A 24,078-nucleotide genomic window follows, 5' to 3' on the forward strand; every position below is an offset into this window, starting at 1 on the left:
TTTTGGCTTATTTACGCTCTATGTTGAAAAAGGATTGAAGTAAATGTTTCACTCGAATTTAGCAAAAATCATATTATCCACAATATAAGCTCATATCGTTAATTGCATAAAAATTTTTCTAAAACAAACTCATCTACTACATGAGCCACTTTCTAAAGCTATCATCAGAATACCACTATTTATCGTAACATTAATTTACCAATTATTTCATGATTTTTTAATAGGTTATATTCACTTTTTATTTCGTTGATCTGAAAAACAGATGAAAATCCTTGTGAATCTAGTATTAATTAATATGTATATTCAACTTTAAACTATACATTTCAAACTATTAAGGGGGGGATTGAGTGGACCAAAATACAGGACCAAGGTATGTCCTTCGCTTTTATTAAAGCGACAGAAGGAAGCTCATTTATCGATCCATATTATTAAACGAATTGGAAAAATGCTCAAAAGACTAACTTACGAATCGGCGCCTATCATTTCTTCAGTTTTGATAGTAAAGGAGCGACGCAAGCCAAGCATTTTATCGAAACCGTACCGATTGATAAGTATGGATTACCACCTGTTATTGATGTTGAATTTTATGCTTATAAAGAAAAAAATCCTCCTGATAGAAGCGAAGTAGAGTCAGAGCTTCAGACAATGATAACGATGCTGGAAGAACACTATGAAAAAAAGGTCATTCTTTATACCACTCACGAGGCATATGAGCTCTATATCAAAGATAGCTTCAATCAGTGTGATCTTTGGATAAGAGATGTTTTAACTAAACCAACCTTAACTGATAATCAATCTTGGACTTTTTGGCAATATACCGACAAAGAGCAGTTAAATGGGTATAACGGAGAAGAAAAGTTCATAGATGTTAACGTATTTCATGGTAATAAGAAGGAGTTTGAAAAGTATGGTTATTAATTTCGAACCTTTTAAAAACTCAAATGAGCTAGAGTTGTTATTTACAGAATATCCCTTATAAAAACAACCCACATTTCTGTGGGTTGTTTTTATAGTAAACCGCAATTGTAAATTCGCTTATACCCTAGCATGTGATTCCTTTAATTTACATAACGATATTCCATTAAACTATTTAAAAAATAGACTTCCTGTAACAATTCTTCTCCAACGTTCGTTTCGCGAACCTTTTTCCTCTCTAACTCCTTATCTACCAACCTTTTTACTGATAAAACATCTGCTCCATTTAGTAAAACCTCATCTTTGGAATTAAAATGTTTATGTGCGACAAGTTGCATGCCGTATGAATTAAATAATAACGTGTATCCTGCAATACCTGTGGTTGATTGATAAGCCTTAGAGAAGCCTCCATCTATCACTATCATTTTACCATTTGCCTTAATTGGGTTCTCTCCGTCTATTTCTTTTACTGGTGTATGCCCGTTAATAATATGACCTTGATCTGGATTAAGATCAAATTCTTCAAGAATATCTCGGCAGGTATTCTCGTTTTCACGTAAATAGTAATATGGGTTCTTTCTTTCTTTATGAGTTGCTTTATTCTTAATAAAATAACGTTCAAAAGTGGTCATTTCTCTTTTACCAAAAAGTGATGAATATTGTCCGGTCCACAAATACCAAACCATATCCGTTGCTAGATCGTCTGTTTCATCAGGATGTGCAAACGCATGTCGAAGATAATTTTCAAAAACGTCAAGCAGTTCACGACCTCCATAGGATTTGTTTTCGATCATCATTTCTTCCATATTACCTTTTTCATCTAAAGGAATACATCCATGTATTAATAAGTTCCCGTTGTACTTCAAATATAGAGAACCTTTTTTCATCAAGAAATTCATATGCCTTGCCAGCTTTTCAGAGTGTTGGAGAGAAAAAAGCAGCTTATCGATTACTTCCTCCTCTTCTTCCAATAACTGATCCGGTCGCTCTGGATTAACGGTCGCAAAACAAGTGTTTTCAAGCGGATACGTTTTACCGTGAAGCGTAATGTTATTCTCATCAAAGTCTATTTTCTCAAGCAACAGCCTTTCCGACATATTAAAATACGAGCGCCTCTTTATAATCGGACTTTCAAGTTTGAACTGAATCATAGTTATCGCCTGATGAATTTTGGTGATTTGACATTTTTCATGATTCGATTGCTTCTCATCCGAATCAATTTTAGGTGTAAACGCTGGATTGTCATGATAGTATTTCTCTGCAAGATTTAGAAGCGGTCTAAGATTGATTCCATACACATCTTCAATAATCTCCAGATTGTTATACCTTGCGCATATACGAATGATATTAGCGAGACAAACCTTTGAACCAGCAAACGCACCTATCCATAGAACATCATGGTTTCCCCACTGGATATCTACTGAATGATAATTAATGAGTGTTTCCATAATTTTGTCAGGTTCTGGACCTCGATCATAGATATCCCCTACTACGTGAAGATGGTCAACGACTAATCTCTGAGTCGTATATGCAAGACCAATGATGAGTTTATCAGCTTGTCCGAGGGAAATAATTTGCTGGAGAATTTTCTGGTAATACGTCTCCTTATTTGTAAGATCGTCCGTTTTGTATAGCAGTTCTTCAATCACATAAACAAACTGAGCAGGTAAAGCTTTTCGTAATTTCGAACGTGTATATTTGGAGGACGCATAAGAGATGAGCTTAAGCATCCGCTCTATAATTTCTGCGTACCATTGGAATAATTCTGTTTCATTGTCAAAAGCATTCTTAATTAACTTTATTTTTTCTTCAGGATAATAAACTAACGTGGCAAATTCATTAATCTCATTCTCTGGTAGTATCTCATCAAAAAGATCAGTTATTTTCTCCTTCACTTTCCCAGAACCGTTTCTTAAAACATGTTGAAAGGCTTGATATTCTCCATGTAAATCACTCACAAAATGCTCCGTACCCTTTGGTAAGTTAAGAATGGATTTAAGGTTGATTATTTCAGTGACTACCTTTTCTTCACTATCATATTTTTGAGCTAATAAATCTAAGTATTTCGTGTTCATGATTATGTATCCCCTTTCAATATTAATGACTATGGAAGTTAAATTACCGTCTTTGTATAATCTATTCTATTAGGTGATCGCATGTTTCTTGATTTCCAGGCTCATTTATTACTGCTGAAAGGAAAAGGCACTTACTACTCATCACTTCTTTGTGAAGCGATGAGTAAACGATTCATTATCTATGATAGTATCACATTTTTATCTACTGAAATAAGAGACTATTATAAAAACTATGTTCGTTCGTATAATTGATCACCTTACATAATTCCACTATGTTCATAACCAAGGTGAAATGATTGAATTAAAAAAGCAGCTTAACTTAAAGGACAAATTAAGTATTTGTCCTCCTACATTAAACTGCTTTTCATATCTTATGTTATTTTAACGAATTGTTTTCTCCGCTGCATCAACCGTATGCTTTAGTAGCATAGCAATTGTGACAGGTCCAACTCCACCTGGGACAGGTGTGATATAGGAAGACTTTCTAGCAGCAGCCTCATATTCAACATCCCCGATATTGCCTTTGTTGTACCCGGCATCGAGCACAACCGCGCCTTCTTTGACCCAGTCGCCTTTAATAAATTCTGGTTTTCCTACAGCAGCTATCACAATATCTGCTTGACGAACATGAGAAGCAAGATCTGCGGTCCTTGAATGACACGTTGTAACTGTAGCATTCTGATTTAATAAGAGAGCGGATACTGGTTTTCCTAGAATTGGACTACGACCTACAACAACAGCGTGCTTTCCTTCAGCTTGAATATCATATTCTTCCATAATTTTCATAATAGCTGCTGGAGTACAGGACGGGAAAGTTCCAAACCCAAGAGCTGTTTGCCCATATCCAGCACTTGTTACCCCATCAACGTCCTTCTCAATAGCAATGGTTTCAAAAGCAAGACGCTCATCAACTTGCGATGGCACTGGATGTTGAAGTAAGATACCGTGTACTGATGTATCATTGTTTAATTCCTCAATAGTTTGAACTAACGTTTCTGTTGTCGTGTCTTCAGGGAGATGAATTTTTTTAGACGTAATTCCTACCCGTTCACAAGCGTTGCCCTTCATTCTCACATACGTTTCAGAAGAAGGATCATCTCCAACTAGAATCGTTACAAGACTTGGTGTAACTTCTTTTTCTTTAAGAGAGGCTACTCTTGTTTTCAGATCTTCCTTTATGCGATTTGCAACTGCTTTTCCGTCTAAAATTTTAGTTTCAATTGTCATTTCTATTCCTCCTGAAAATTGGTAAAGAATGAGGTCACTCACTTCTTCGCCCAGACGACCGGCATTGTACACCGCAGCTCCCTCGTGGTTATTTCCACATTTGTCGTCAGTTACTGCAATGAATCGTTTCTACGGATATAGTAGCACAATTCATAAAAAAACAAAAGAAACACCTAAAAAACTCACCAAAAGTGAATAAACAACTTCGAATAACAAGTATCGTTCGTCTTTTTCTAATTTTCAGCTATATTAGCTTATCCTATTGATTCTTGATTTGGGCACATTCGAGTGAAATCTTCGTTTCACTCGCCTTTCATTCCAATACGTGCTGATCTATCATAATACGAGGTAACTTCATTTCAAAGGTAGAACCTTGCCCTTCTTCACTCTCTATTAGCAACTCTCCTCCGTGTTGTTCAATAATCTTCAAACAAACTGATAACCCAAGCCCCGTACCACTCTCTTTTGTTGTGAAAAATGGTTCCCCTAGTCGATCAATATCTTCTTTAGAAATACCGGCGCCATTGTCGGTAATCCTTACAGATATAAACATCTCTTGAACATCCATACTCACATGAAGATATTTCGATTTCTCCATTTGACTCATTGCTTCAATAGCGTTTTTCATGAGATTAATAAACACTTGCTTTATTTGATTAGGATCAGCAAAAACAACAGCTTCCTCATTCCCAAAATTCGTTTGTAATGTCACATCGTTCAATAGAGCATTAGACTCAATCAAGGTTGAGACCTGCTTTAATAAACCTTTCATTTCAACATTCGTAAATAATGTACTATGCGGCTTTGCTAGCGTTAGAAGTTCACTTAGCACTAATTCGATACGGGATATTTCTGAAAAGATTATTTCAAAATACGGCATAGTGGATTCCTTCTTCTCAAGCAGTTGAAGAAATCCTTTCACTGATGTTAGAGGATTCCGAACTTCATGAGCAATTCCAGCGGCAAGCTGTGCAGCTGATGCTAGCTTTTCAGATTTAACCGCAAGGGCTTCATTTGTTTTAAGTAACCGCTCTTCTGATTGCTTTCTAAAGGTTTTATCCTTAATCGTTCCTGTCATTCCTTCAAATCTTCCTTTAGAGCTATATTCATATTTAATAAAGACCTCACACCAGACGAACCCCCCGCCTTTTTTCTGAACCCTGAATTCAAATACGTTAGATTTTTCTGCGCCATCTTGGAATCGAGATAATTCTTTATGTAAATTCAGCCGATCATCTGGATGTATATAAGATAAGCTGTATGTGCCTATTGATTCCTGAACATCGTATCCAGTTAACTCACCCCACGCTTCATTCAACCAGATCCAACTACCATCTATTCCAGTTTGAAAAACAACTTCGTTTAAGCTGTTTTATGACACTATTATAGTTTTCTGATAGTTTACGATATTTTTCCTCACTATCTTTTAATTTGGACAGAAGTATGACAGAGCGATCATAATAAGAAGAGAACCACCAAACAATTACCATAACTGAGATCGTAAAGAATATGTCCACTAACCAATTGATTTTAATTTCATTCACAGAATAAAGCCAATAATCCCATAATAAAATCGCCATAAAAAACGTTACAACAGATATAATTCTTCCTTTATATCGCTTCATTTCGTCACCATTTCCCAAGTGATTTATTAATTACTAGTTTATTGGAAATGAAGCCTATGTGCAAACACACATGTGCCGTTAATAAAATAAAAAAACTCCTTGAATAAGATTACTTATTCAAGGAGTTTTGGGTATGCGCCTTAGAGGATTCGAACCTCTGACCCACAGCTTAGAAGGCTGTTGCTCTATCCTACTGAGCTAAAGGCGCACGATATGAATGGTATTCAATCTCAACAAAAGTATACCATGATTAAAATCAGGTTGTGAAGTAGCTTTTAAAACTCTTCTACAATATGTAATGGAGCGGGTGATGGGGATCGAACCCACGACATCAGCTTGGAAGGCTGAGGTTTTACCACTAAACTACACCCGCAAAAATGGCTGGGCTAGCTGGATTCGAACCAACGCATGACGGAATCAAAATCCGTTGCCTTACCGCTTGGCTATAGCCCAATCATGGTGGAGGGGGACGGATTCGAACCGCCGAACCCTGAGGGAGCGGATTTACAGTCCGCCGCGTTTAGCCACTTCGCTACCCCTCCATGATGAAATTGTAATATGGTAGCGGCGGAGGGGATCGAACCCCCGACCTCACGGGTATGAACCGTACGCTCTAGCCAGCTGAGCTACACCGCCACTTAAATTATGTATGGTGCGCCCGAGAGAAGTCGAATCCCTAACCTTCTGATCCGTAGTCAGACGCTCTATCCAATTGAGCTACGGGCGCAAAAAATATATGGTGCGGGTGAAGGGACTTGAACCCCCACGTCGTAAGACACTAGATCCTAAGTCTAGCGCGTCTGCCAATTCCGCCACACCCGCTTGTGCTGTGCATCAGCGACGTTTAATAATATACCATTGAATCATTTAAAATGTCAATCATTATTCTAAAAAAATGTAGAAAGTTTCTTTTGCAAAGAGTGAAAGCGTTGACATGCTCTTCTCCCTCTCATACGATAAGTTGTAGAAAAGGAGCTGTTACATATGAGTTTATCACAGTCCATTACAGGCGCAAAAGAATTCGACAAGAAAGACCCTTTAGCCCATTTACGTGATAAGTTTTACTTAAATCCAAATACGCTATATTTGGATGGTAATTCACTTGGTCTTCTATCAAAGAATGCGGAAACATCCCTTCTTCGATCTCTTGATGACTGGAAGCAACATGGAATTGATGGCTGGTCTGATGGAAAGCAGCCTTGGTTTTATATGGCAGAAAACATCGGTGAGATGACATCAACGCTAATCGGTTCACATGCTTCTGAAACAATTACTACCGGTTCAATTACAACTAACCTTCATCAGATGCTCGCTACTTTTTTTAAACCTTCAGGAAACAAAACAAAAATACTAGCCGATTCTTTAACATTTCCATCTGACATTTATGCTATTCAAAGTCAGCTTGAACTTCATGGGTTATCCCCAGAAACTAATCTAGTGCAAGTTCCGAGCCGTGACGGAAGAACAATCCTGGAAGAAGATATCATTGAGGCCATCGATGAGACTATAGCCCTTATTCTCCTCCCTTCCGTACTTTACCGGAGCGGACAATTACTAAATATAGAAAAAATCACAAAAGCAGCCCATTCTAAAGGAGTAATCATTGGCTTTGACTTAGCTCATTCAATCGGAGCCATTCCACATAAACTTCACGACTGGAACGTTGACTTCGCGGTTTGGTGTACATACAAGTACTTAAATAGTGGCCCTGGTGGTGTTGGTGGACTTTTTGTGCACGAAAACCACCTTGGCAGACGCCCCGGTCTTGCTGGATGGTTCAGTTCCAAGAAAGAAGTGCAATTCGATATGAGCCATACGCTTACTCATGCTGAAACCGCTGGCGCATTTCAAATAGGCACACCCCACATTTTTAGTATGGCTCCTTTAATAGGAGCTTTGGAATTGATGAACGAAGCTGGCATAGATGCGATTCGAGAAAAATCATTGTCTCTTACCAACTATTTAATGTGTCTTATTAAAGAAAATCTTGCTGAAGATGGTTTTACAATCACTAATCCATCAGAAGATGATCGACGGGGTGGGCATATTTGTCTCGAGCACGATGAAGCTGCTCGAATTTGCAAAGCGCTAAAACAAAAAGGCGTCATTCCAGATTTCCGCTCACCAAACGTCATTCGCCTTGCACCAATTGCTCTCTATTCATCATTTGAAGATGTTTATCATGTTGTCCAAATTCTAAAGAGTATTATGATTGAAAAAACGTATCAGCAGTTTTCTAACGAGCGAAACGTTATCTCTTAAGTGAGTATAATTTGGTTTTTCTCCATTCATACTATGTGAAATGAAGGAGGGAAACAGGATGACTCAGCTGAACGAACTTGAACTTCAAAATCTGCGTCACATGATCGGCGGACATGAAACACTCGCAAACAAACTTGATTCCTATGCCCAATCTTGTACTTGTCCGCAGCTTAAGCAAATGCTTCAAAAGGATGCACAAGACGCACGCAACACACAACAACAATTAATCAGCTTCTTAAGTTAAGGAGGGATTTTATGAATGAGAAAGACATGGTAAATGATTATTTATCCGTATTGAACAGCAGCTTAAGTAATTACGGGAGCGTCATTTCTCAAGCTGACAATCAACAACTTCGTCAGGCTCTTCAACAAATTAGAAATACTGATGAGCAGCGACAATATAACCTTTATCAATACGCTAAACAAAAAGGGTATTATCAGCCAGCTGCCCCAGCCCAAACCAATGAAATTCAACAAGTTAAAAACCAACTAACAGCTCCGCAGCAACAACAGAATAATCAGCCTCCTCAGGTCCATTAATCCAGAGCCGGTGAAAACCGGCTCTGTGTCTTTATGCTCATTTTTTCATAATTTTGTAAATAGAGTTTCAGCCTCCCTTTATATGGATAATTAAATGAGTATTACCTATAGGGAGAGATTGATATGGACTATATTCTTAATGCAATAACTGAATTTTCCGCGTTCATCTGGGGTTATCCTATGATGATTTTACTCTTAGGCGGTGGATTATTTTTAACAATCCGCCTCGGCTTCTTTCAAATAATCTTTTTTCCCCACGCTTTAAAACATACAATTGGTAAAATTTTCAAAAAAGAAAAAGGAGATGGCACAATATCACCATTTCAGGCCTTTGCCTCCGCTCTTGCATCTACTGCAGGTGCTACAAACATTGTTGGGGTTCCTGTGGCAATCGCTTTTGGAGGACCTGGCGCTATTTTCTGGATGTGGATTGTCGCTATTATTGGAATGTCAACAAAATTCTCAGAAATTGTTCTCGGGATCAAATACCGAGAGGAAGACAAAAACGGCGTTTATGTTGGCGGCCCAATGTATTACATAAAAAAAGGCTTGGGATGGAAGTTCGCTTCATCTCTATTCGCTTTTGGACTGATGATTGAAATCATTCCAAGTGTCATGGTACAAACTAACTCCATTTCAACACTCTCAGAGAGTTCTTTTGGATTACCGACCTGGGTAACAGGTGTCTTACTAATTATCCTTATATCAATTGTTGTATTCGGTGGAATACGTAGAATTGGTTCTGTAGCTGAGAAGATTGTTCCATTCATGGTACTTACATATATTGCAGGCGCTATCGGTGTTATGGTGATTAATATAGAAGAGTTTCCAGCTGTTATGAAACTTATTTTCGTACATGCTTTTCAACCGATCTCAGCAGCTGGAGGTTTTGCCGGAGCTGGTTTTGCTGCAGCTGTTAGATGGGGCCTTGCTAGAGGGCTTTATTCAAACGAAGCCGGTATGGGTACGGCGTCTATTGCCCATTCTGCAGCACATACGCCTCATCCATGTAGACAGGGATTATGGGGCATTTTCAGCGTTTTTGTCGATACAATCGTTCTCTGCACAGTAACAGCTTTTACAGTGCTTCTTTCAGGAGCTTGGAAAGACGTTAAACCCTCAAATGCAGCTGATATGGTTTCAGATGCTTTCTCTGGACTAATGGGAGCTACATGGGGCCCCATCTTTGTTTCTTCCCTCCTATTGATTTTTGTTATCAGTACGATAGGTGTCCTTGTCTTTTATGGTGAGAAACAAGCTGAATACTTATTTGGCACACCCTTTTCTAGAGTAATGCGATTTGTTTATATTATTTCTATTTTTGTTGGAGCTATAGGAGGACTTCAATTTGTTTGGGAGCTAGTCGACATTACACTCGCCTTGTTTGTTATCCCAAACGTTATTGCGATCTTATTCCTTAGTAAGGAAGTGAAAGAACTAACTGATGACTACAAATTAAATTTCTTAAAGCAAGCCCAAACGAAAGACAAAGGCATTAGTTCATAAGAAATTCACATGGGACATTCACCTAATTTAGGTTCCTCTCCGCTCCTGCCTATATCTTTTCTAGACGGAAACATACAGTGGTAAAGAAAGAGAATTTAAAGGGGGACCTAATATGTATCATGCAAACAATGCACCATACGGAAATGAGCCTTACCAACCAGTAGCTGGAGCTTCTTACGGCATGCCTTGTCACCGACCAGCTGGAAACGGCTTTGCGCTAATTGTTGTACTATTTATCCTGCTTATTATAGTAGGAACAGCTTTTATTAAATGTTAGTTTTTAACAAGCAAGAGCCACTTGGTTCTTGCTTTTTTTAATTACGCTATGTTAGCTTAATTTTCGATTTATAGTTCATTCATTTTTTGATGAGTCAAAAATCAAGAACGTTCGTTCCATGTCCTTTCCTGAACAATTGTTCCAATTAACTTTGCCTGTTATAGTGATAAAGAATGTATGATGAAAGAAGTGAGACAATGAAAACCTTATTAATCGATATGGACTCGGTTATATGTGACCTTATGTCTGAATGGCACCAGAGATACAATCATGATTACAATGACGACTTGTCTGTTGAGAAACTTGAATGCTGGCGATCTGAAGACTATGTAAAAAATGAGTGTGGAGATAAAATTTATGAATACCTTGATCAGCCAGGTCTATTTCTTGAACTCAAGCCTCTACCACATGCTATTGAAGTAATGGAACGTCTTTCATCCGTGTATGACGTAATGATTGTCACGAGTAGCCGTACATATGCTTACACTGAAAAAGAACAATGGGTAGAAAAACACCTTCCGTTTATCGGCAAAAGAAATTTGATTTTCTCGCATAGAAAAGAAATGATTCGCGGAGATTTATTATTTGATGATGCTCCACACAACCTCATCGCATTTAAAAATTCAGGGAGAATGGCCATTGCGATGAACTATCGTTATAATCAATATGTCGACGTCCCTCGCGTGAATAACTGGTTGGAATTTGAAGAATGGCTTTCAACATGGAAGTGAGGGTACAGTGGTGACTCAACGAACAGATTTGCTAATAATCGGTGGAGGACCCGCTGGAATTTCTGCTGGAATATGGGCTAAAAGACTAGGCATTAATCATTTATTGCTTGAAGCAAAGGATAGCCTTGGGGGGCAATTAAGTACAATCTATAATCAAATTGTAGACTACCCAGGTATGGTGGTTGCAAACGGTCAGGTTTTACAGGAACAGTTCATCAAACATGCTGAGGAAATCAAATGTGATTATGTTACAAACACTTGCGTTAAGTCGATCGATTGGACTAATCGGATACTTCAAACAGCAGAAGGCAATTCATATACATTTCGCACTTTGCTAATTGCATCAGGGTCTTCCCCACGTAGGCTAGATGTTCCTGGTGAACAAGAAATGATCGAGCAAAAAGAAGTATACTCGGCAACTCGAGATAAATTGAAATTCAAAGGCAAACATGTTGCTGTAATCGGGGGCGGAGACCGCGCATTCGAAGGAGCTCTTCTTCTTGCTGAAGCTGGTTCTCAAGTTACACTAATACATCGTTCTGATTGTTTTAAAGCTCGTAAGGAATACAAAGAACCTGTCATGCTCCACCCAAACATCGACATACTAACAAAAACGTTTATTACAAAAATAGATGGAAAAGGAAAGAAGAAACTATTCCTCGCTGACGAAGATCATCACTTTACAATGATGGTTGATGGTCTGTTCATTCGAATTGGTGTTAAACCAAACACTGAACCTTACGAGGATGGCATTGACGTCGATCAGGAAGGATACATTCGATGCAACTCTTATGGTGAAACATCTCTGCCATTCGTCTATGCTGCAGGAGATGTTTGCACTAGACCGCTGTTATCAAGTATTGCCTCCTCAGTTGGACAAGGAATGACCTCTGTCAAACAGCTATCGTTCTTTCTTGAAAATTAAAAAAGGACCCTGAGGTCCTTTTTTAATTTTCAATGTTAGGTTTGAAAGTTGATTTTAAGGAAAAGTTCGATGTCTTTTTTGAGAAGAGTGACTTCTTCCAAAAAATAAAGATAGTAAAATTACCACAAAAACGCCGATCCCAAAATAGAAAATATTTTCACTAGACAGCAATGATGCTGTTTCTTCATCTTTTACTTTTGCTGCTGGTTTTGTTTCACTTTCCACTATTGTCGCACCTTTGTCTTCTTCTAAAGAATTCACTTCAAGAAAATCAGCATCCAGAATGGAAACATATGAAGCCCCTTTACTTTCAAGAATATTGTTATCAGATATGGTAAGATCTAGCTCGTCATCTCCAACTTGATAAAGGGTCATATCCTCAGAAAGACTATATTCCTCATTATTTCCAACTCCTAAATCAGTCCCCTTCTTATACTCAACTGGCGTGAAAGCATTAAACCCATAGTTAAGCATGGATAATGTGTCCTGATAAGCGATTTGATCATCGTTTGCTTTCATCGTAACAGCAATCAATTCTTGACCGTCTTTTGATGCGGTTGTCACTAAAGTGAAGCCAGACTCTGAGACATACCCATTTTTTCCACCTGTAACAAAGTCATAATCGAGTAAGAGTCGATGATGGTTAATAAGCGTCGTTTCCCAATCTTCACCAACCCATTCTAATTTTTTGATTCCTATCAAAGATCGAAACTGCTCATTTTTCATGGCGTACTGTGTTATTCTAGCCATATCTTCTGCAGTCGTTACATGATTCTCATTAAAAAGTCCATTTGGGTTAACAAAATTCGTATTTTTGACACCAATTTCTTCACGTAAAAATTCGTTCATATCTTCAGAAAACGATTCCACACTTCCACTTAAATGCTCAGCTATAGCGATTGCAGCGTCATTTCCGGAATTAACCATCATTCCTTTAACTAATTTTTCTAACGAAACGATTTCTCCTTCTTTCAAATACACCCTAGTACCATCTGCTTTACGTGCACGCTCGCTTACCGTTACCATATCATCCATCTCTCCGGATTTAACAGCCATAAATGCAGTCACAATTTTTGTAATACTCGCCGGGTACATTTCGTCATTGCCATTCTTATTAAAAAGAATTTGTCCTGTTTTGCCATCGATCAGTATAGCGGTTTCGCTTCTTACATTTGGTAGTTCCTGTGCTTGCGTTACTGATGGAAATAAGCTTACAGTTAAACATATGACCATTATAAGATTCGAATAGTGTTTTAGAATCATGGAAGCTCCTCTTTCTTTTAAATGCTATTTAAACTGTTCGTTCCATATTTTCATACATTGTCTAGTATAAAAGACCTGATCCGTTTTCTATTATAGCTAAGAGTGGTAAAACAGAAAATACTTATTTCTTTATACCCTCTCTAACAACTTTTAATATAAAAGTATTGGAATGAACTAATTTTTCATTTTCTTTTTTATTTGTGAATCCTGAATTTGATAGAAGTAAAAATAAATTCAACCATAATAAAAACCGCTCAGGGCGGTTTAGTTAAGAAGCATACGATCCTTTCCACTGCTCTACCATGGTTTGAGGGGCACTCCAGCAGACCCAGGATACAAGCACTTTATTTTCTTCAGATATCACCAACCAATATTCCAACCTTCTTTTATCGAGGTTTTGATAAAATCCTGTCTTAGTAATAAAGCGATCCATTCTTATATCCCTCCAGTTCATTAGTCTCTAAATAACATATTCGTTACCCAAATACAGAACCCTCTAAATTTTCAGAAAAATGAACGTCTCCGTAACTACCAAAAAGTGCCTATATTAAGATTGTATATCATTCTTTACTCCTGAGCATTATATTAGTCAAGGAGGTGTACACAACATGGCAAACAACAATAGCTCAAACAATCTGGTAGTCCCTGGTGTACAACAGGCTTTAGATCAAATGAAGTACGAAATTGCTAGCGAATTCGGCGTTCAACTTGGCCCAGACTCCACTGCTCGCTCTAACGGTTCTGTTGGAGGAGAAATCACTAAGCGCCTTGTCCAAATGGCTGAACAGCAAATGGGCGGCGGAAGCTACTAATCACCAACTGCATAGTATGGATATAGAGGGCGGAGCAATCCGCCTTCTTCTTTATTCTCCAAGTAACGTTGAAGTTTGTACAGCATGTGCAATTAACTCCGAAAGATCACTTATTTGATCTTCATTAATTCGACGGTTAAATTCTAAAACAATGTGAGTCTTTAATTGTTCCTCATCCTCGTATGGGAAAGATATCGTTTGTCGGATAGCAGGTCGATAACCCCAAATACTTCGGATATCTTCTTCAATCTGTTCACAGTCCTCTGCATCTGATATGGCAACATCAAACAGAATTTTGATTTCACATCCTGCTTGAACATGCTCTAGCTTAAGCTGCTCCGCACTGAAACTAGCTAGATCAGCAAAAAGTTCAATCGTTACATTCACATGTTCATTTTCACTAAACTCTACTTGATACTTTCTTGAAAGAGAAGCTAAATCAACCAGATCTTTTCGATTGATGATGGAGATCTCACCATCAAGATCTCGATCATATAGCTCTCCCTCAAGAACTACTTTTACATTCTCATATATAGTTGGATCAAACATCCTGTCCCCCTCCTTACATTCTCACTATATCATGAATAAAGGAGGGAAAAGTCATTAAGAATTAGCACGTGGATGTGATCGAGCAAATTGAATAAAGGTTTCTTCGTCTCCAATTTCGCCACATGCCCCACATTGAACTCGTATGCTTGGTCCTTTATAAACCATATGGAATGGATCAGCTTTTCCCTCTTCTATAATAGACATCACTTCTCCAGATTGAGGATCTAATTTAACTGAAGTCGCTTTTTGCTCAATTTTATTAAATCTCATTCGATTGGTTTTACATCGTGGGCACAAATACGCAGTCATAAACTCACTCCCTTTTTCTTTAGTGTTACTCAAAAAAAGGGAAATTTATTCATTTTAGTATGGTATGTGAAATTATACATTAAATAACGAGCATCAAGCTCGTTATGTTACTTGCTCAATTATTTTTTCAAGTACATATTCAACAGATTGGACACGCTCATTAAATTTCTTAGGTCCAGTATCCTTCTGCCACGCCACAACTGAAACCATTTCTATATTTTCGAATGTGTTTTTAATTTGAATTGGATATAAATATTTAGGTTTGTTTTCCATTACCCATGCTCTTGCTAATGGTTCCCATACCTTCAAAATCTCAAGTGCTCGATCGGCAAAAGGTTTCACTTCTTCATAGAAGTTAACTTTGTACGTATCAAGATGTGTGCGAGTAGTATATTGTACTCTCGCTTCTTCATTTATTGTGATTAGCTGTTTTGTTAGCTTTAATAATTTTTGTGTATCTTCCATTTCATTCACCCCTACTCCCTTATCCTACCATACTCACTGGTCACCAAACACATACAAAAACCTTATATCCATTTAGGACATAAGGTCAGAAGGGAACGTAAAGATCTCTAGAAACTGAATAAACTCATGATCCAGGGACGCTTGCCTTTGCCCGTCGACTGACCTACTGCCTCATGTATCGAAGTATGATCCTCAAGCTCAGATAATTTTTCTTCTAACGAAGAAACTTTCTTGACTAGCTCTTCCAGTTCAGATCGATGCTGAAGTACTTGAACGGTGATAACCTCATTAGCTTTTTCATCTAACTGTCGCTCAAGCTGTTCTAGCCTTACTGAGAAGCGATCTAACCTTTGCTCAAATCGTTCCGGTGTTACCATTGCAACTTTTGAATTGTTTTTACCAGCTGATTTAATTTTCTCCATTGAGTAACCCCTTCTTAAATCGTTTTTAATCGATTTTAGCTCCTCAAGTGTTTCATTAGAAAATAAAAAGTGGCCAAGTTCATTCTTCTCACATGATAGGTCAAAATACTTAACCCAACGCTGAACAGTAGTAGGGTTTACACCAAGTTCATCCGAAACTTGCTTTGTTTTTAATAACATGCAATCCCATCCCTTCTGTCATTCTCAGGCCTTCGCCTGTTAGTTTGTATACGTAATATTCGCCTTTCTTTTTTATTTGCCTTCTTCGTTGACAAAACTAGTACGGTTTCGGCAAAGGTAGTGGTTTAATGCTAAAGGAAAAGGATTTCGACAATGAATAGGAATGTTTTTGTAACATCTGCTCAAACTAAAGTAAGGAGGTGTCAGTATAATGACCAAAAAGCAAAAACTTGATCAAACAAAACGTAAAGGCAAAACTCAGGAAGAAACTAGAACTGGATATGGAAATAAGAAAATGGAAGGACCAGATCGACCTTCCACTTAAAAGCAGGGCTATTTCCTGCTTTTTTGTATGAGCAGATTTTCCACTTCCATCGCAATTCTGATCTGACTTCTCTTTCTTTCATACCAATCTGAAATGAGAACTTTATCTGGTAATTCCGCTTCAACTTTCATCATTTTTTTTACTAGTAATTGACCTCTAAACCAATCTTTCTTATCCTGTTGATGATGAGGAATAATTGGATAAACCTGTCTTAACATTGGTCCCTCTCTTCTTTTCCCCATGAACCTTTCATAATCGTAGCGTGATCCCGTTGGAGCAACTTTCATTGCAAAATGATAAAATGCACTAAAATAATTAGGATGAAAGAGGAGCTTAGCTAAGCTTTTTCCTAGCTTAATTCGGTTACGCGTATGACGAAAACCACTAACTGATAAACCAAATAGCTCTCCCCTCACTGTCGGAAAAAGAACTGTGCTAAAATGGAACCAATCTTGAATGGTGAATAGCAATGAACGAAATACCTTCTTAGCATATAAATGATGTTCCATAAGCGGTCCTTCAATCACGTGCTGCTCATTAATAATTAACGCCGTCATTAAACGATCCTGATCACCTAACTCAAGAAAAGTTTTCCATTCTTCTAACATAAAGCACGATATTCCAAGATCTCTACCAAAATGGAAGAAGGAAGTGTTTGCTTTCTTACCTAGCTCATAGAGCAATAGCTGTGGGGCTGCGTCTGCAAAGATGATCCAATTAGCTCGTTCATATGTTAGGAATAACTTCATTAATTGCTCTTCCTTTATTGCCTTAGGAAACCATTCTCCTTGTAAGTCAGTCATACTCCAACCGGCATTCCTAGAAACCATCGCGGCAAGGAACGACCATTTTATTTCTGGATTCCGATTGAAAAAATCTTGATAAAATACGGTACGTGAAATATTGTCAATGTTCCATTTTTCTATCGCTTTTGTGATTGTTTTCGTGACGTTCTCCACAATTTTTTTCACCTGCTTGAAACATTTTTGTCGTACAACTCGTAATAAGTAAAGTAAAATAGATTCAGTGCACCTTTTATATAGAAAGGATGGTTAACGTGCCGATTCGATATCCGAACGGAAAGCCGTACGTCCCTTCGGCTCAGAATCAGCTAGCAAATCAGAAACAAAAAACATACAGCAACCGTGGTATGACATTAGAGGAAGATATTAATCATAGTAATACGTATTATCTCTCAACAGGCAAAGCTGTTATACACAAAAAGCCTACGCCTGTTCAAATTGTTAACGTTGATTATCCCAAACGAAGCGCAGCCGTGATAAAGGAGGCCTACTTTAAGCAGGCATCTACGACTGATTATAATGGCGTTTACAAAGGAAGGTATGTGGATTTTGAAGCGAAGGAAACAAAAAACAAAACAGCTTTTCCATTAAGTAACTTTCATGAACATCAAATTGAACATATGAAACAAGTTCATGAGCACAACGGAATCTGCTTTGTGCTTTTACGTTTTTCAATCACTGACGAAGTGTTCCTTATGGATGCCGCTATGCTCTTTTCCCACTGGGAAACAATGAAAATTGGCGGAAGAAAATCCATTAGAAAAGAGGAGATTGAAAAGCAGGGAACGCATATTCCTTATACCTATCAACCGCGCATTGACTATATCAAGATTATTGATAAAATGTACTTCAGTTATTAAACAACTGGTTTAAATTCATAAAATGAAGGGTTCATTCGAATCCTATTAACAGTACAGGCTTGAAAGGCAGGAATATTCATGAGTGAATATCAATCACGTCAAGAACGACGTAAATCAAATGACAAGAAAAAGAAGTCCCCGAAGAAAGCTGGGAAGAAAGGTATTTTCAAAAAAATCTTTCTAACCCTCGTTGTTTTGTTTTTAGTTGGTTTAGTTGCTGGGGGAATCACCTCAATTGCCTATATCAACAATGCACCAGAGCTAGATCCAGAAAAGCTTACGAATCCACAGTCCTCCATCATACTGGATAAAAAGGATGAAGAAGTTCAAACTCTCGCAGGAACCGATGCAAGAGAAGTCGCTAAAATTGATGAGATTCCGGATATTCTAAAAAATGCTTTTGTCTCTGTTGAAGACACTCGTTTCTATGACCATTTTGGAATTGATCCACGAAGAATTGGCGGAGCTGTTCTTGCAAATATTACGCAAGGGTTTGGCGCTGAGGGTGCTAGTACGATTACACAACAGGTCATCAAGAACTCTCTCTTAACATCTGAAAAATCATTAGAACGAAAAGTTCAAGAAGCTTATCTATCCATTAAGCTTGAACAAGAATATTCAAAAGATCAGATCTTAGAAATGTATTTAAATAAAATTTATTTCGGTAATGGTGCATGGGGAGTTGTGGATGCAGCCGAAACTTATTTTGGCAAAAACATTACTGAAGAAGACTTAACACCTGGCGAAGCAGCACTACTAGCAGGACTTCCGCAGCGCCCTACCTACTATAACCCATATGAATACGCTGATCAGGCAGAACAGCGTAGAAATGTTGTGCTTAGCTTGATGGAAAAACAGGGCGTTATTACAGCTGAAGAAGCTGACAAATATCAAGCAGAAAAAGTTAGTGACATGGTTGTTGCATTAACAGAAGATAAAGAAACAGATCAATATAAAGTCTTCATGGACCAGGTTGTGAAAGAACTACGAGAACGTGATGATATCTCTGAAAAGGATATCTACTCAGGGGGACTTGAAATTTACACAACCCTAGATACGCGCGCTCAAGATATAACAACTGATGTGATTGCAAACTATCCTTATTCGAATGAAGATATGCGATCAGGGCTAGTCCTGATGGATACTAAGACTGGTTCGATTAGAGCCATTGGTGAAACACGTAAAGATGAGAACGTAATTACTTACGCAACGACAGGGAAGTTTCAGCCAGGATCAACCGCTAAACCGATTGTTGCTTATGGCCCTGCAATTGATACCGAGCAGTGGTCAACTGGCCGCTCCATTAAAGACGAGCCTCTAAAAATAGGTGACGCTAATATTCGTAACTGGGACCGCGAGTATCGTGGTCAAGTATCAATGAGACGTGCTCTCGAGATGTCTTATAACGTTCCGGCTGTTAACACCTTCCTTGAGATTGGTGAAAAACCTGCTCAAGAGTTTGCTAACAAGCTTGGTATGGATTTGAAAGATGAAGACATGGTACCTACTGCTGCTATCGGAACATTTAGCACCTCTCCCCTTCAAATGACTGGTGCTTATGCTGCTTTCGGTAACGGTGGAACGTATAATGAGCCTCACACGGTACGAAAAGTGGTCTTTCCTGACGGAAGAGAGATTAACATCGAACCTGAACCAGTAAAGGCAATGAATGATTACACAGCCTACATGGTTAGCGATATGCTTAAATCCGTTGTAAACGAAGGCACTGGAACCGATGCTAAAATTTCCGGTCTACCTGTCGCTGGTAAAACGGGTACGACAAACCATCCTCAAGAAGTCGTGCAATCACAAGGGTTCCCTACATCAGGTATTGTAAGAGATGCCTGGTTTGCTGGATATACTACGGAGTATTCCATGGCAGTATGGACAGGATTTAACGAACCAAATAAGCACTATTTAGATTCTAGCAAAGGCGAAGATGATACTTCCAAGCTCCTTTTCAAAGAAATTATGAGCCAAGTATCTGAAGGTATTAATACTGCCGACTTCCAGAAGCCCGACTCGGTCGTAGAGGTTGGCGTTGAGAAAAGCACTGGTCTATTGCCGAGTGACTACACGCCAAAGGATCAAATCGTCTATGAGCTATTTGTAAAAGGTAGTACGCCAGAAAAGACTTCTGATAAGTACAAACAACCAGACGGCGTCAAAGGACTTTCTGGAAAGTATAATGCTGACTCCAATAGCATTTCACTATCATGGCAGCCTGGTGAAGATAAGAGCTTCACTTATAAAGTAGAAATTGCTGTAAATGGTGGAGGTTATCAAGGGGTGACCGAAACAGGAGATACTGGATTTACGTTAGAAAATGCCCAAAAAGGTAGCGAATATAAATTTAAAGTAACAGCCGTTTCAGACTCAGGAGTATCAACGAAGCCTGCTGAAACATCCGTATCAGTTCCTAAAGAAGAAGAACAGGAACCTGAGGAGCCTACAGAAGAAGATACAAACGAAGATAGTGAAACACCGCCGGACGAAGGTAATGATGAAAATAGCGATGCTGGAGACGGAAACAGTGGTGACAATCAGGGAGAAGAAGAACCTCCAGCTGACGACCAAAGTGGCAACACTGATGAAAGTGGTAACGGAGGCCAGGATCAAGGAAACAATGGATCTGGAGAAAATCCTGGTAACGGGTCTGGGAACGGTTCTAGTGACGGTTCTGGATCTGGCAATGATTCTGGATCTGAGACTGATAATCCTGGTGACACAGGAAACACAGGTTCAAACGCTCCACCAGCCAGCACACCACCTAATGAGGAAGAATAGCTTTAAAGCCCAATCTGCAATGCAGATTGGGCTTTATTTATACTTATTTGATTTAAAGACTAACTAATTCTGTTTATTAATTCATTGTAATAATACATAAAATCTATTTGCCTTTCCGAGCTCGCTGATTCATTCTCTTCTGTCCTTCTCGGCATAGCTCGAGAAGTGGACAAATTTCACATTGCGGAGATTGAGCTTTACAATGGTACCTTCCAAAAAAAATAAAGCGATGGTGAGAAACGGACCACTCCTCTTCTGGAATTTTTCTCATGAGCGTCTTCTCAACTTCGAGAACGGAATCCTTCCATCTGCATATGCCGAGCCTCTTGCTCACTCTCTCAACGTGGGTATCCACGGCGATCGCAGGAACATCAAAAGCTACTGAAGCAATGACGTTAGCCGTTTTTCTTCCAACACCTGAGAGCTCCATTAGCTCTTCCCTCGATTCAGGAAGAGATCCGCCATATTGTTCAACAACCGTTCTGGCAAGCTTTTTTATATTTTTTGCTTTATTTCGAAATAAGCCGATCCTTCTTATATCGTTCTCGAGTTCTTCTATGGGTACTTGAAGAAAGTCTTCAGGACCGTTATATTTTTCAAACAAACCAGGAGTAACTTTGTTTACTAGTGCATCTGTACATTGAGCTGATAATACAACTGCAATAGCAAGCTCAAATGGAGTAGAATAATTCAATTCACAATGGGCATCTGGAAACATCTCCCCCATCGTATCAAGAACTGTTCTTATCTTGACTTTCGTTAGCAAAAGTCTGTCTTCCTTTCTTATGTCTAGTATAGGCTTTAATTTGTTCATAAACAAAAAGCGGAAGCAACACTTCCGCTTTACATATGACCTATCTTCCAAGCCAGTTATATATAGGAGCACTCTGACCTGAATCTTTCTTCATATCAGGCTTAGCAGGTGCTTTTTTATCATATTGGTGCTTTCTAAACTTCTCTCCGTAGGAACGTGCCTGCTCTAATGTCTTAATGCCGTTTCGCTTCCATTCAAAGAGTATCCGGTCAATGTAGCGAAAGTTTAGCTTTCCAGCAAGAACAGCTTCTTTTAACGCCCCTTTAATTAACTCAGCATCATGCTTATCACCATCTATCCACATGGCAAGCGTCTCGCATTCAATGGGGGAAAGTGGCCTTGCAAATTCACGCTCAAACAACGTGTAAAGACTTTCTTCATTCTCATCGTTTTTCGCAGCAGCCTTCTCAGCTTCTTCTTGCTCGATCGCCTTAAAAATTCGCTCCCACAACGGGATTAGCGAATAGACTTCAGAATAATAATTCTTCGATTCGTTCTGGTGTTCCTCGATCGTTAAAACACCTTTTTGCATAAGCTGCTGTATTTTATCTAGACAAGCTTGTGGTGAATATGTCATTGCTTGGGCAAGTTCCTCCGGTGTTGGAAAAGAATTCCCCTGTTCAATAAAACTGTGTAGTCTAATTAAAAAGAAGGCATCTTCTTCATGTAAACCAACGCTAACATAGTAATTGAGCAATAGCCTTGGTACTGAAACATGACCTTCATTAATGATTTGAATGATGTGTTCCTTCTTCATCCCATCCACCTCTACCTTTCATTATAGCACGCCGGCATTTTGTGATGGGAGTAGAAAAATCTGGCTATGTACTTTCACGTACATACCATTTTTTCCTCTCATCTTCTAATCTTATCCATCTTCACTTCGTGAAATGCTTTAACCTACGGCTTTTTCATCAGATAAAGACGCTTCTTTCACATTGAAAGAAGCGTCAGCTTTGTTAGTTTATCACGGATATAGTCTATTTAAAAGACGTGGGAACGGAATTGTTTCACGCACATGTTCCACACCAGATAACCATGCCACAGTTCGTTCTAGTCCAAGACCAAAACCAGAATGTGGAACAGAACCATAGCGGTGAAGTTCAAGATACCATTTATATGCATCGTCTGTAAGACCATGTTCTTCATATCGCTGCTCCATAAGTGCTAAATCATCAATTCTCTGACTACCTCCAATGATTTCACCATAACCTTCTGGAGCGATTAAATCAGCGCATAGAACAACTTCTTCACGCTCAGGATCAGGCTTCATATAGAACGCCTTAATGTCCTTAGGATAATTAGTAATGAACACTGGTTTCTCAAAGCTTTCAGCGATTGCAGTTTCATGAGGAGCACCAAAATCTTCGCCCCATTCAATATCTGTAAAGCCTTTATCTTTCAATAGCGTAATCGCATCATCATAAGAAATGCGAGGGAATGGCGCTTGAATCGCTTCTAATTTCGAAACATCACGTTCAAGCGTTTTTAACTCAAGTTGACAATTATCTAATACAGATTTTACAAGGAAGCTAACATACTGCTCTTGAACTTCAAGACTTTCGTCATGATTCATAAATGCCATCTCAGGCTCAATCATCCAAAATTCGATTAAATGACGGCGCGTTTTTGATTTTTCAGCTCGGAATGTTGGACCAAAAGAAAAGACGCGTCCAAAAGCCATAGCTGCTGCTTCCATATAAAGTTGTCCACTCTGTGATAGATAAGCATCTTCTTCAAAATATTTTGTATGGAAAAGATCTGTTGTACCTTCTGCAGAGCTACCTGTTAGAATAGGCGGATCAATTTTAACGAAGTCATTTTCATTAAAGAATTGATAAGTTGCACGAATAATCTCATTTCGAATGCGAAGAATAGCGTTTTGGCGTCTAGAGCGAATCCAAAGGTGACGATTATCCATTAAGAATTCTGTACCATGCTCTTTTGGCGTAATTGGATAATCCACAGCTTCATGAATTAATTCAATGTTAGTAACAGTTAATTCATATCCTGATTGTGAACGATCATCTTCACGGACAACTCCTGTCACCCATACTGAGGATTCTTGAGTTAAATTCTTAGCAGCTTCCCATGCTTCTTCTGTTACTTCCTTCTTAACCATAACGCCTTGAATGAATCCCGTTCCGTCGCGAAGCTGAAGAAACTGGATCTTTCCGCTTGAACGTTTATTATGTAACCAGGCTCCAATTGTAACGGTTTGTTCAACCTGTTTATTTACGTTAGAAATCGTTGTTTTCACTTCTTATTTCCCTCCAACTAATTAGAAAAAATTGGCGCACATTCTTTATACAATAGGAGAATAGCGCCATGAATTAATTTGTTTAAATAGATGAATCTATTGTTCGGTTCTTATTATACCGATTATTTGGCCATACAACAACTTGC

The 24,078-nt window shown here is 38.6% G+C and carries 24 protein-coding genes, 7 tRNA genes, 1 pseudogene and 1 riboswitch; of the genes and pseudogenes, 11 read left to right on the top strand and 21 right to left on the bottom strand.

Annotation, left to right across the window (positions count from 1 at the left end):
• Positions 1 to 333 precede the first annotated feature (333 nt).
• A pseudogene (locus ACIFPW_RS06595) lies at positions 334 to 918 on the top strand (GH25 family lysozyme); the annotation flags it as partial.
• 140 nt (positions 919 to 1,058) lie between these two features.
• On the opposite strand, the gene fbp reads toward ACIFPW_RS06595, so the two are convergent.
• From fbp to ACIFPW_RS06650, 11 genes are all read right to left on the bottom strand, one after another.
• On the bottom strand, positions 1,059 to 2,990 hold the full coding sequence (gene fbp, locus ACIFPW_RS06600) for a fructose-1,6-bisphosphatase (RefSeq protein ID WP_430243012.1): 1,932 nt from the start codon (positions 2,988 to 2,990) through the stop codon (positions 1,059 to 1,061).
• A 381-nt stretch (positions 2,991 to 3,371) separates the two neighbouring features.
• A complete protein-coding gene (locus tag ACIFPW_RS06605) occupies positions 3,372 to 4,217 on the bottom strand; it encodes a bifunctional 5,10-methylenetetrahydrofolate dehydrogenase/5,10-methenyltetrahydrofolate cyclohydrolase (RefSeq protein WP_430243013.1) in 846 nt (281 codons plus the stop codon).
• 41 nt (positions 4,218 to 4,258) lie between these two features.
• Positions 4,259 to 4,341, bottom strand: a riboswitch (ZMP/ZTP riboswitch).
• Positions 4,342 to 4,530: 189 nt separating this feature from the next.
• Positions 4,531 to 5,535: an ATP-binding protein gene (locus ACIFPW_RS06610; RefSeq protein WP_430243015.1), complete on the bottom strand. Its 1,005-nt coding sequence runs from the start codon at positions 5,533 to 5,535 to the stop codon at positions 4,531 to 4,533.
• Positions 5,536 to 5,545: 10 nt separating this feature from the next.
• Positions 5,546 to 5,842 (bottom strand): hypothetical protein, encoded by a 297-nt coding sequence (locus tag ACIFPW_RS06615; RefSeq protein WP_430243016.1) that lies wholly within the window; start codon positions 5,840 to 5,842, stop codon positions 5,546 to 5,548.
• A 134-nt stretch (positions 5,843 to 5,976) separates the two neighbouring features.
• Positions 5,977 to 6,050, bottom strand: a tRNA-Arg gene (locus ACIFPW_RS06620).
• Positions 6,051 to 6,141: 91 nt separating this feature from the next.
• Positions 6,142 to 6,215 (bottom strand) — tRNA-Gly (locus ACIFPW_RS06625).
• Between the two features lie 5 nt (positions 6,216 to 6,220).
• Positions 6,221 to 6,295: transfer RNA gene (locus tag ACIFPW_RS06630), tRNA-Gln, on the bottom strand.
• 4 nt (positions 6,296 to 6,299) lie between these two features.
• Positions 6,300 to 6,384: transfer RNA gene (locus ACIFPW_RS06635), tRNA-Tyr, on the bottom strand.
• Positions 6,385 to 6,401: 17 nt separating this feature from the next.
• A tRNA-Met gene (locus ACIFPW_RS06640) sits at positions 6,402 to 6,478 on the bottom strand.
• A 14-nt stretch (positions 6,479 to 6,492) separates the two neighbouring features.
• Positions 6,493 to 6,569, bottom strand: a tRNA-Arg gene (locus ACIFPW_RS06645).
• Positions 6,570 to 6,579: 10 nt separating this feature from the next.
• A tRNA-Leu gene (locus ACIFPW_RS06650) sits at positions 6,580 to 6,664 on the bottom strand.
• A 162-nt stretch (positions 6,665 to 6,826) separates the two neighbouring features.
• On the opposite strand from ACIFPW_RS06650, the gene kynU reads away from it, so the two are divergent.
• The 7 genes from kynU (at position 6,827) to ACIFPW_RS06685 (ending at position 12,083) form a co-directional block, all read left to right on the top strand.
• The gene (kynU, locus tag ACIFPW_RS06655) at positions 6,827 to 8,104 is read left to right on the top strand and encodes a kynureninase (RefSeq protein ID WP_430243018.1); all 1,278 of its coding nucleotides are present in this window, start codon (positions 6,827 to 6,829) and stop codon (positions 8,102 to 8,104) included.
• Between the two features lie 58 nt (positions 8,105 to 8,162).
• Positions 8,163 to 8,348, top strand: a complete 186-nt coding sequence (locus ACIFPW_RS06660) for a hypothetical protein (RefSeq protein WP_430243019.1) — start codon at positions 8,163 to 8,165, stop codon at positions 8,346 to 8,348.
• An 11-nt stretch (positions 8,349 to 8,359) separates the two neighbouring features.
• The gene (locus tag ACIFPW_RS06665; protein ID WP_194221876.1) at positions 8,360 to 8,644 is read left to right on the top strand and encodes a spore coat protein; all 285 of its coding nucleotides are present in this window, start codon (positions 8,360 to 8,362) and stop codon (positions 8,642 to 8,644) included.
• A gap of 123 nt (positions 8,645 to 8,767) precedes the next feature.
• Positions 8,768 to 10,150, top strand: coding sequence for an alanine/glycine:cation symporter family protein (locus ACIFPW_RS06670; protein WP_430243021.1), 1,383 nt, complete (start codon positions 8,768 to 8,770; stop codon positions 10,148 to 10,150).
• Positions 10,151 to 10,262: 112 nt separating this feature from the next.
• Positions 10,263 to 10,427, top strand: a complete 165-nt coding sequence (locus tag ACIFPW_RS06675; protein WP_370314233.1) for a YjcZ family sporulation protein — start codon at positions 10,263 to 10,265, stop codon at positions 10,425 to 10,427.
• A gap of 197 nt (positions 10,428 to 10,624) precedes the next feature.
• Positions 10,625 to 11,158, top strand: a complete 534-nt coding sequence (locus ACIFPW_RS06680) for a 5' nucleotidase, NT5C type (RefSeq protein ID WP_430243023.1) — start codon at positions 10,625 to 10,627, stop codon at positions 11,156 to 11,158.
• Positions 11,159 to 11,168: 10 nt separating this feature from the next.
• Positions 11,169 to 12,083, top strand: a complete 915-nt coding sequence (locus ACIFPW_RS06685) for an NAD(P)/FAD-dependent oxidoreductase (RefSeq protein ID WP_430243025.1) — start codon at positions 11,169 to 11,171, stop codon at positions 12,081 to 12,083.
• Positions 12,084 to 12,137: 54 nt separating this feature from the next.
• Here the strand turns inward: ACIFPW_RS06685 and ACIFPW_RS06690 are convergent, their stop codons facing one another.
• Together ACIFPW_RS06690 and ACIFPW_RS06695 are read right to left on the bottom strand one after the other, a co-directional pair.
• Positions 12,138 to 13,346 (bottom strand): D-alanyl-D-alanine carboxypeptidase family protein, encoded by a 1,209-nt coding sequence (locus ACIFPW_RS06690; protein WP_430243027.1) that lies wholly within the window; start codon positions 13,344 to 13,346, stop codon positions 12,138 to 12,140.
• A 268-nt stretch (positions 13,347 to 13,614) separates the two neighbouring features.
• Positions 13,615 to 13,779, bottom strand: a complete 165-nt coding sequence (locus tag ACIFPW_RS06695; protein ID WP_194221881.1) for a hypothetical protein — start codon at positions 13,777 to 13,779, stop codon at positions 13,615 to 13,617.
• A 175-nt stretch (positions 13,780 to 13,954) separates the two neighbouring features.
• On the opposite strand from ACIFPW_RS06695, the gene ACIFPW_RS06700 reads away from it, so the two are divergent.
• On the top strand, positions 13,955 to 14,158 hold the full coding sequence (locus tag ACIFPW_RS06700) for an alpha/beta-type small acid-soluble spore protein (RefSeq protein ID WP_098443926.1): 204 nt from the start codon (positions 13,955 to 13,957) through the stop codon (positions 14,156 to 14,158).
• Positions 14,159 to 14,209: 51 nt separating this feature from the next.
• Here ACIFPW_RS06700 and ACIFPW_RS06705 read toward each other — a convergent pair whose 3' ends face one another.
• From ACIFPW_RS06705 to ACIFPW_RS06725, 5 genes are all read right to left on the bottom strand, one after another.
• A complete protein-coding gene (locus ACIFPW_RS06705) occupies positions 14,210 to 14,707 on the bottom strand; it encodes a hypothetical protein (RefSeq protein WP_430243029.1) in 498 nt (165 codons plus the stop codon).
• A 54-nt stretch (positions 14,708 to 14,761) separates the two neighbouring features.
• On the bottom strand, positions 14,762 to 15,016 hold the full coding sequence (locus ACIFPW_RS06710) for a DNA alkylation repair protein (protein ID WP_194221883.1): 255 nt from the start codon (positions 15,014 to 15,016) through the stop codon (positions 14,762 to 14,764).
• A 102-nt stretch (positions 15,017 to 15,118) separates the two neighbouring features.
• Entirely contained in the window at positions 15,119 to 15,481 is a 363-nt protein-coding gene (locus ACIFPW_RS06715; RefSeq protein ID WP_194221884.1) for a YppE family protein, read from the bottom strand.
• A 107-nt stretch (positions 15,482 to 15,588) separates the two neighbouring features.
• Positions 15,589 to 16,083 carry a MerR family transcriptional regulator gene (locus tag ACIFPW_RS06720; RefSeq protein WP_430243031.1) on the bottom strand — a complete coding sequence of 165 codons (495 nt, stop codon included), beginning with the start codon at positions 16,081 to 16,083 and terminating at the stop codon, positions 15,589 to 15,591.
• Between the two features lie 333 nt (positions 16,084 to 16,416).
• Entirely contained in the window at positions 16,417 to 17,367 is a 951-nt protein-coding gene (locus ACIFPW_RS06725; RefSeq protein ID WP_430243032.1) for a DUF2515 family protein, read from the bottom strand.
• 98 nt (positions 17,368 to 17,465) lie between these two features.
• On the opposite strand from ACIFPW_RS06725, the gene recU reads away from it, so the two are divergent.
• A complete protein-coding gene (gene recU, locus ACIFPW_RS06730; RefSeq protein ID WP_430243033.1) occupies positions 17,466 to 18,071 on the top strand; it encodes a Holliday junction resolvase RecU in 606 nt (201 codons plus the stop codon).
• Positions 18,072 to 18,149: 78 nt separating this feature from the next.
• The gene (locus tag ACIFPW_RS06735) at positions 18,150 to 20,858 is read left to right on the top strand and encodes a PBP1A family penicillin-binding protein (RefSeq protein WP_430243034.1); all 2,709 of its coding nucleotides are present in this window, start codon (positions 18,150 to 18,152) and stop codon (positions 20,856 to 20,858) included.
• Between the two features lie 103 nt (positions 20,859 to 20,961).
• Here the strand turns inward: ACIFPW_RS06735 and nth are convergent, their stop codons facing one another.
• The 3 genes from nth to asnS all read right to left on the bottom strand — a co-directional run bounded on the left by nth (position 20,962) and on the right by asnS (position 23,932).
• The gene (nth, locus tag ACIFPW_RS06740; RefSeq protein ID WP_430243036.1) at positions 20,962 to 21,624 is read right to left on the bottom strand and encodes an endonuclease III; all 663 of its coding nucleotides are present in this window, start codon (positions 21,622 to 21,624) and stop codon (positions 20,962 to 20,964) included.
• An 88-nt stretch (positions 21,625 to 21,712) separates the two neighbouring features.
• Positions 21,713 to 22,429, bottom strand: a complete 717-nt coding sequence (locus tag ACIFPW_RS06745; RefSeq protein WP_430243038.1) for a DnaD domain-containing protein — start codon at positions 22,427 to 22,429, stop codon at positions 21,713 to 21,715.
• A gap of 210 nt (positions 22,430 to 22,639) precedes the next feature.
• The gene (asnS, locus tag ACIFPW_RS06750) at positions 22,640 to 23,932 is read right to left on the bottom strand and encodes an asparagine--tRNA ligase (protein ID WP_430243040.1); all 1,293 of its coding nucleotides are present in this window, start codon (positions 23,930 to 23,932) and stop codon (positions 22,640 to 22,642) included.
• Positions 23,933 to 24,078 lie beyond the last annotated feature (146 nt).

The organism is Pseudalkalibacillus sp. NRS-1564 (assembly GCF_050467905.1).
Lineage (GTDB): Bacteria > Bacillota > Bacilli > Bacillales > Guptibacillaceae > Guptibacillus > Guptibacillus hwajinpoensis_B.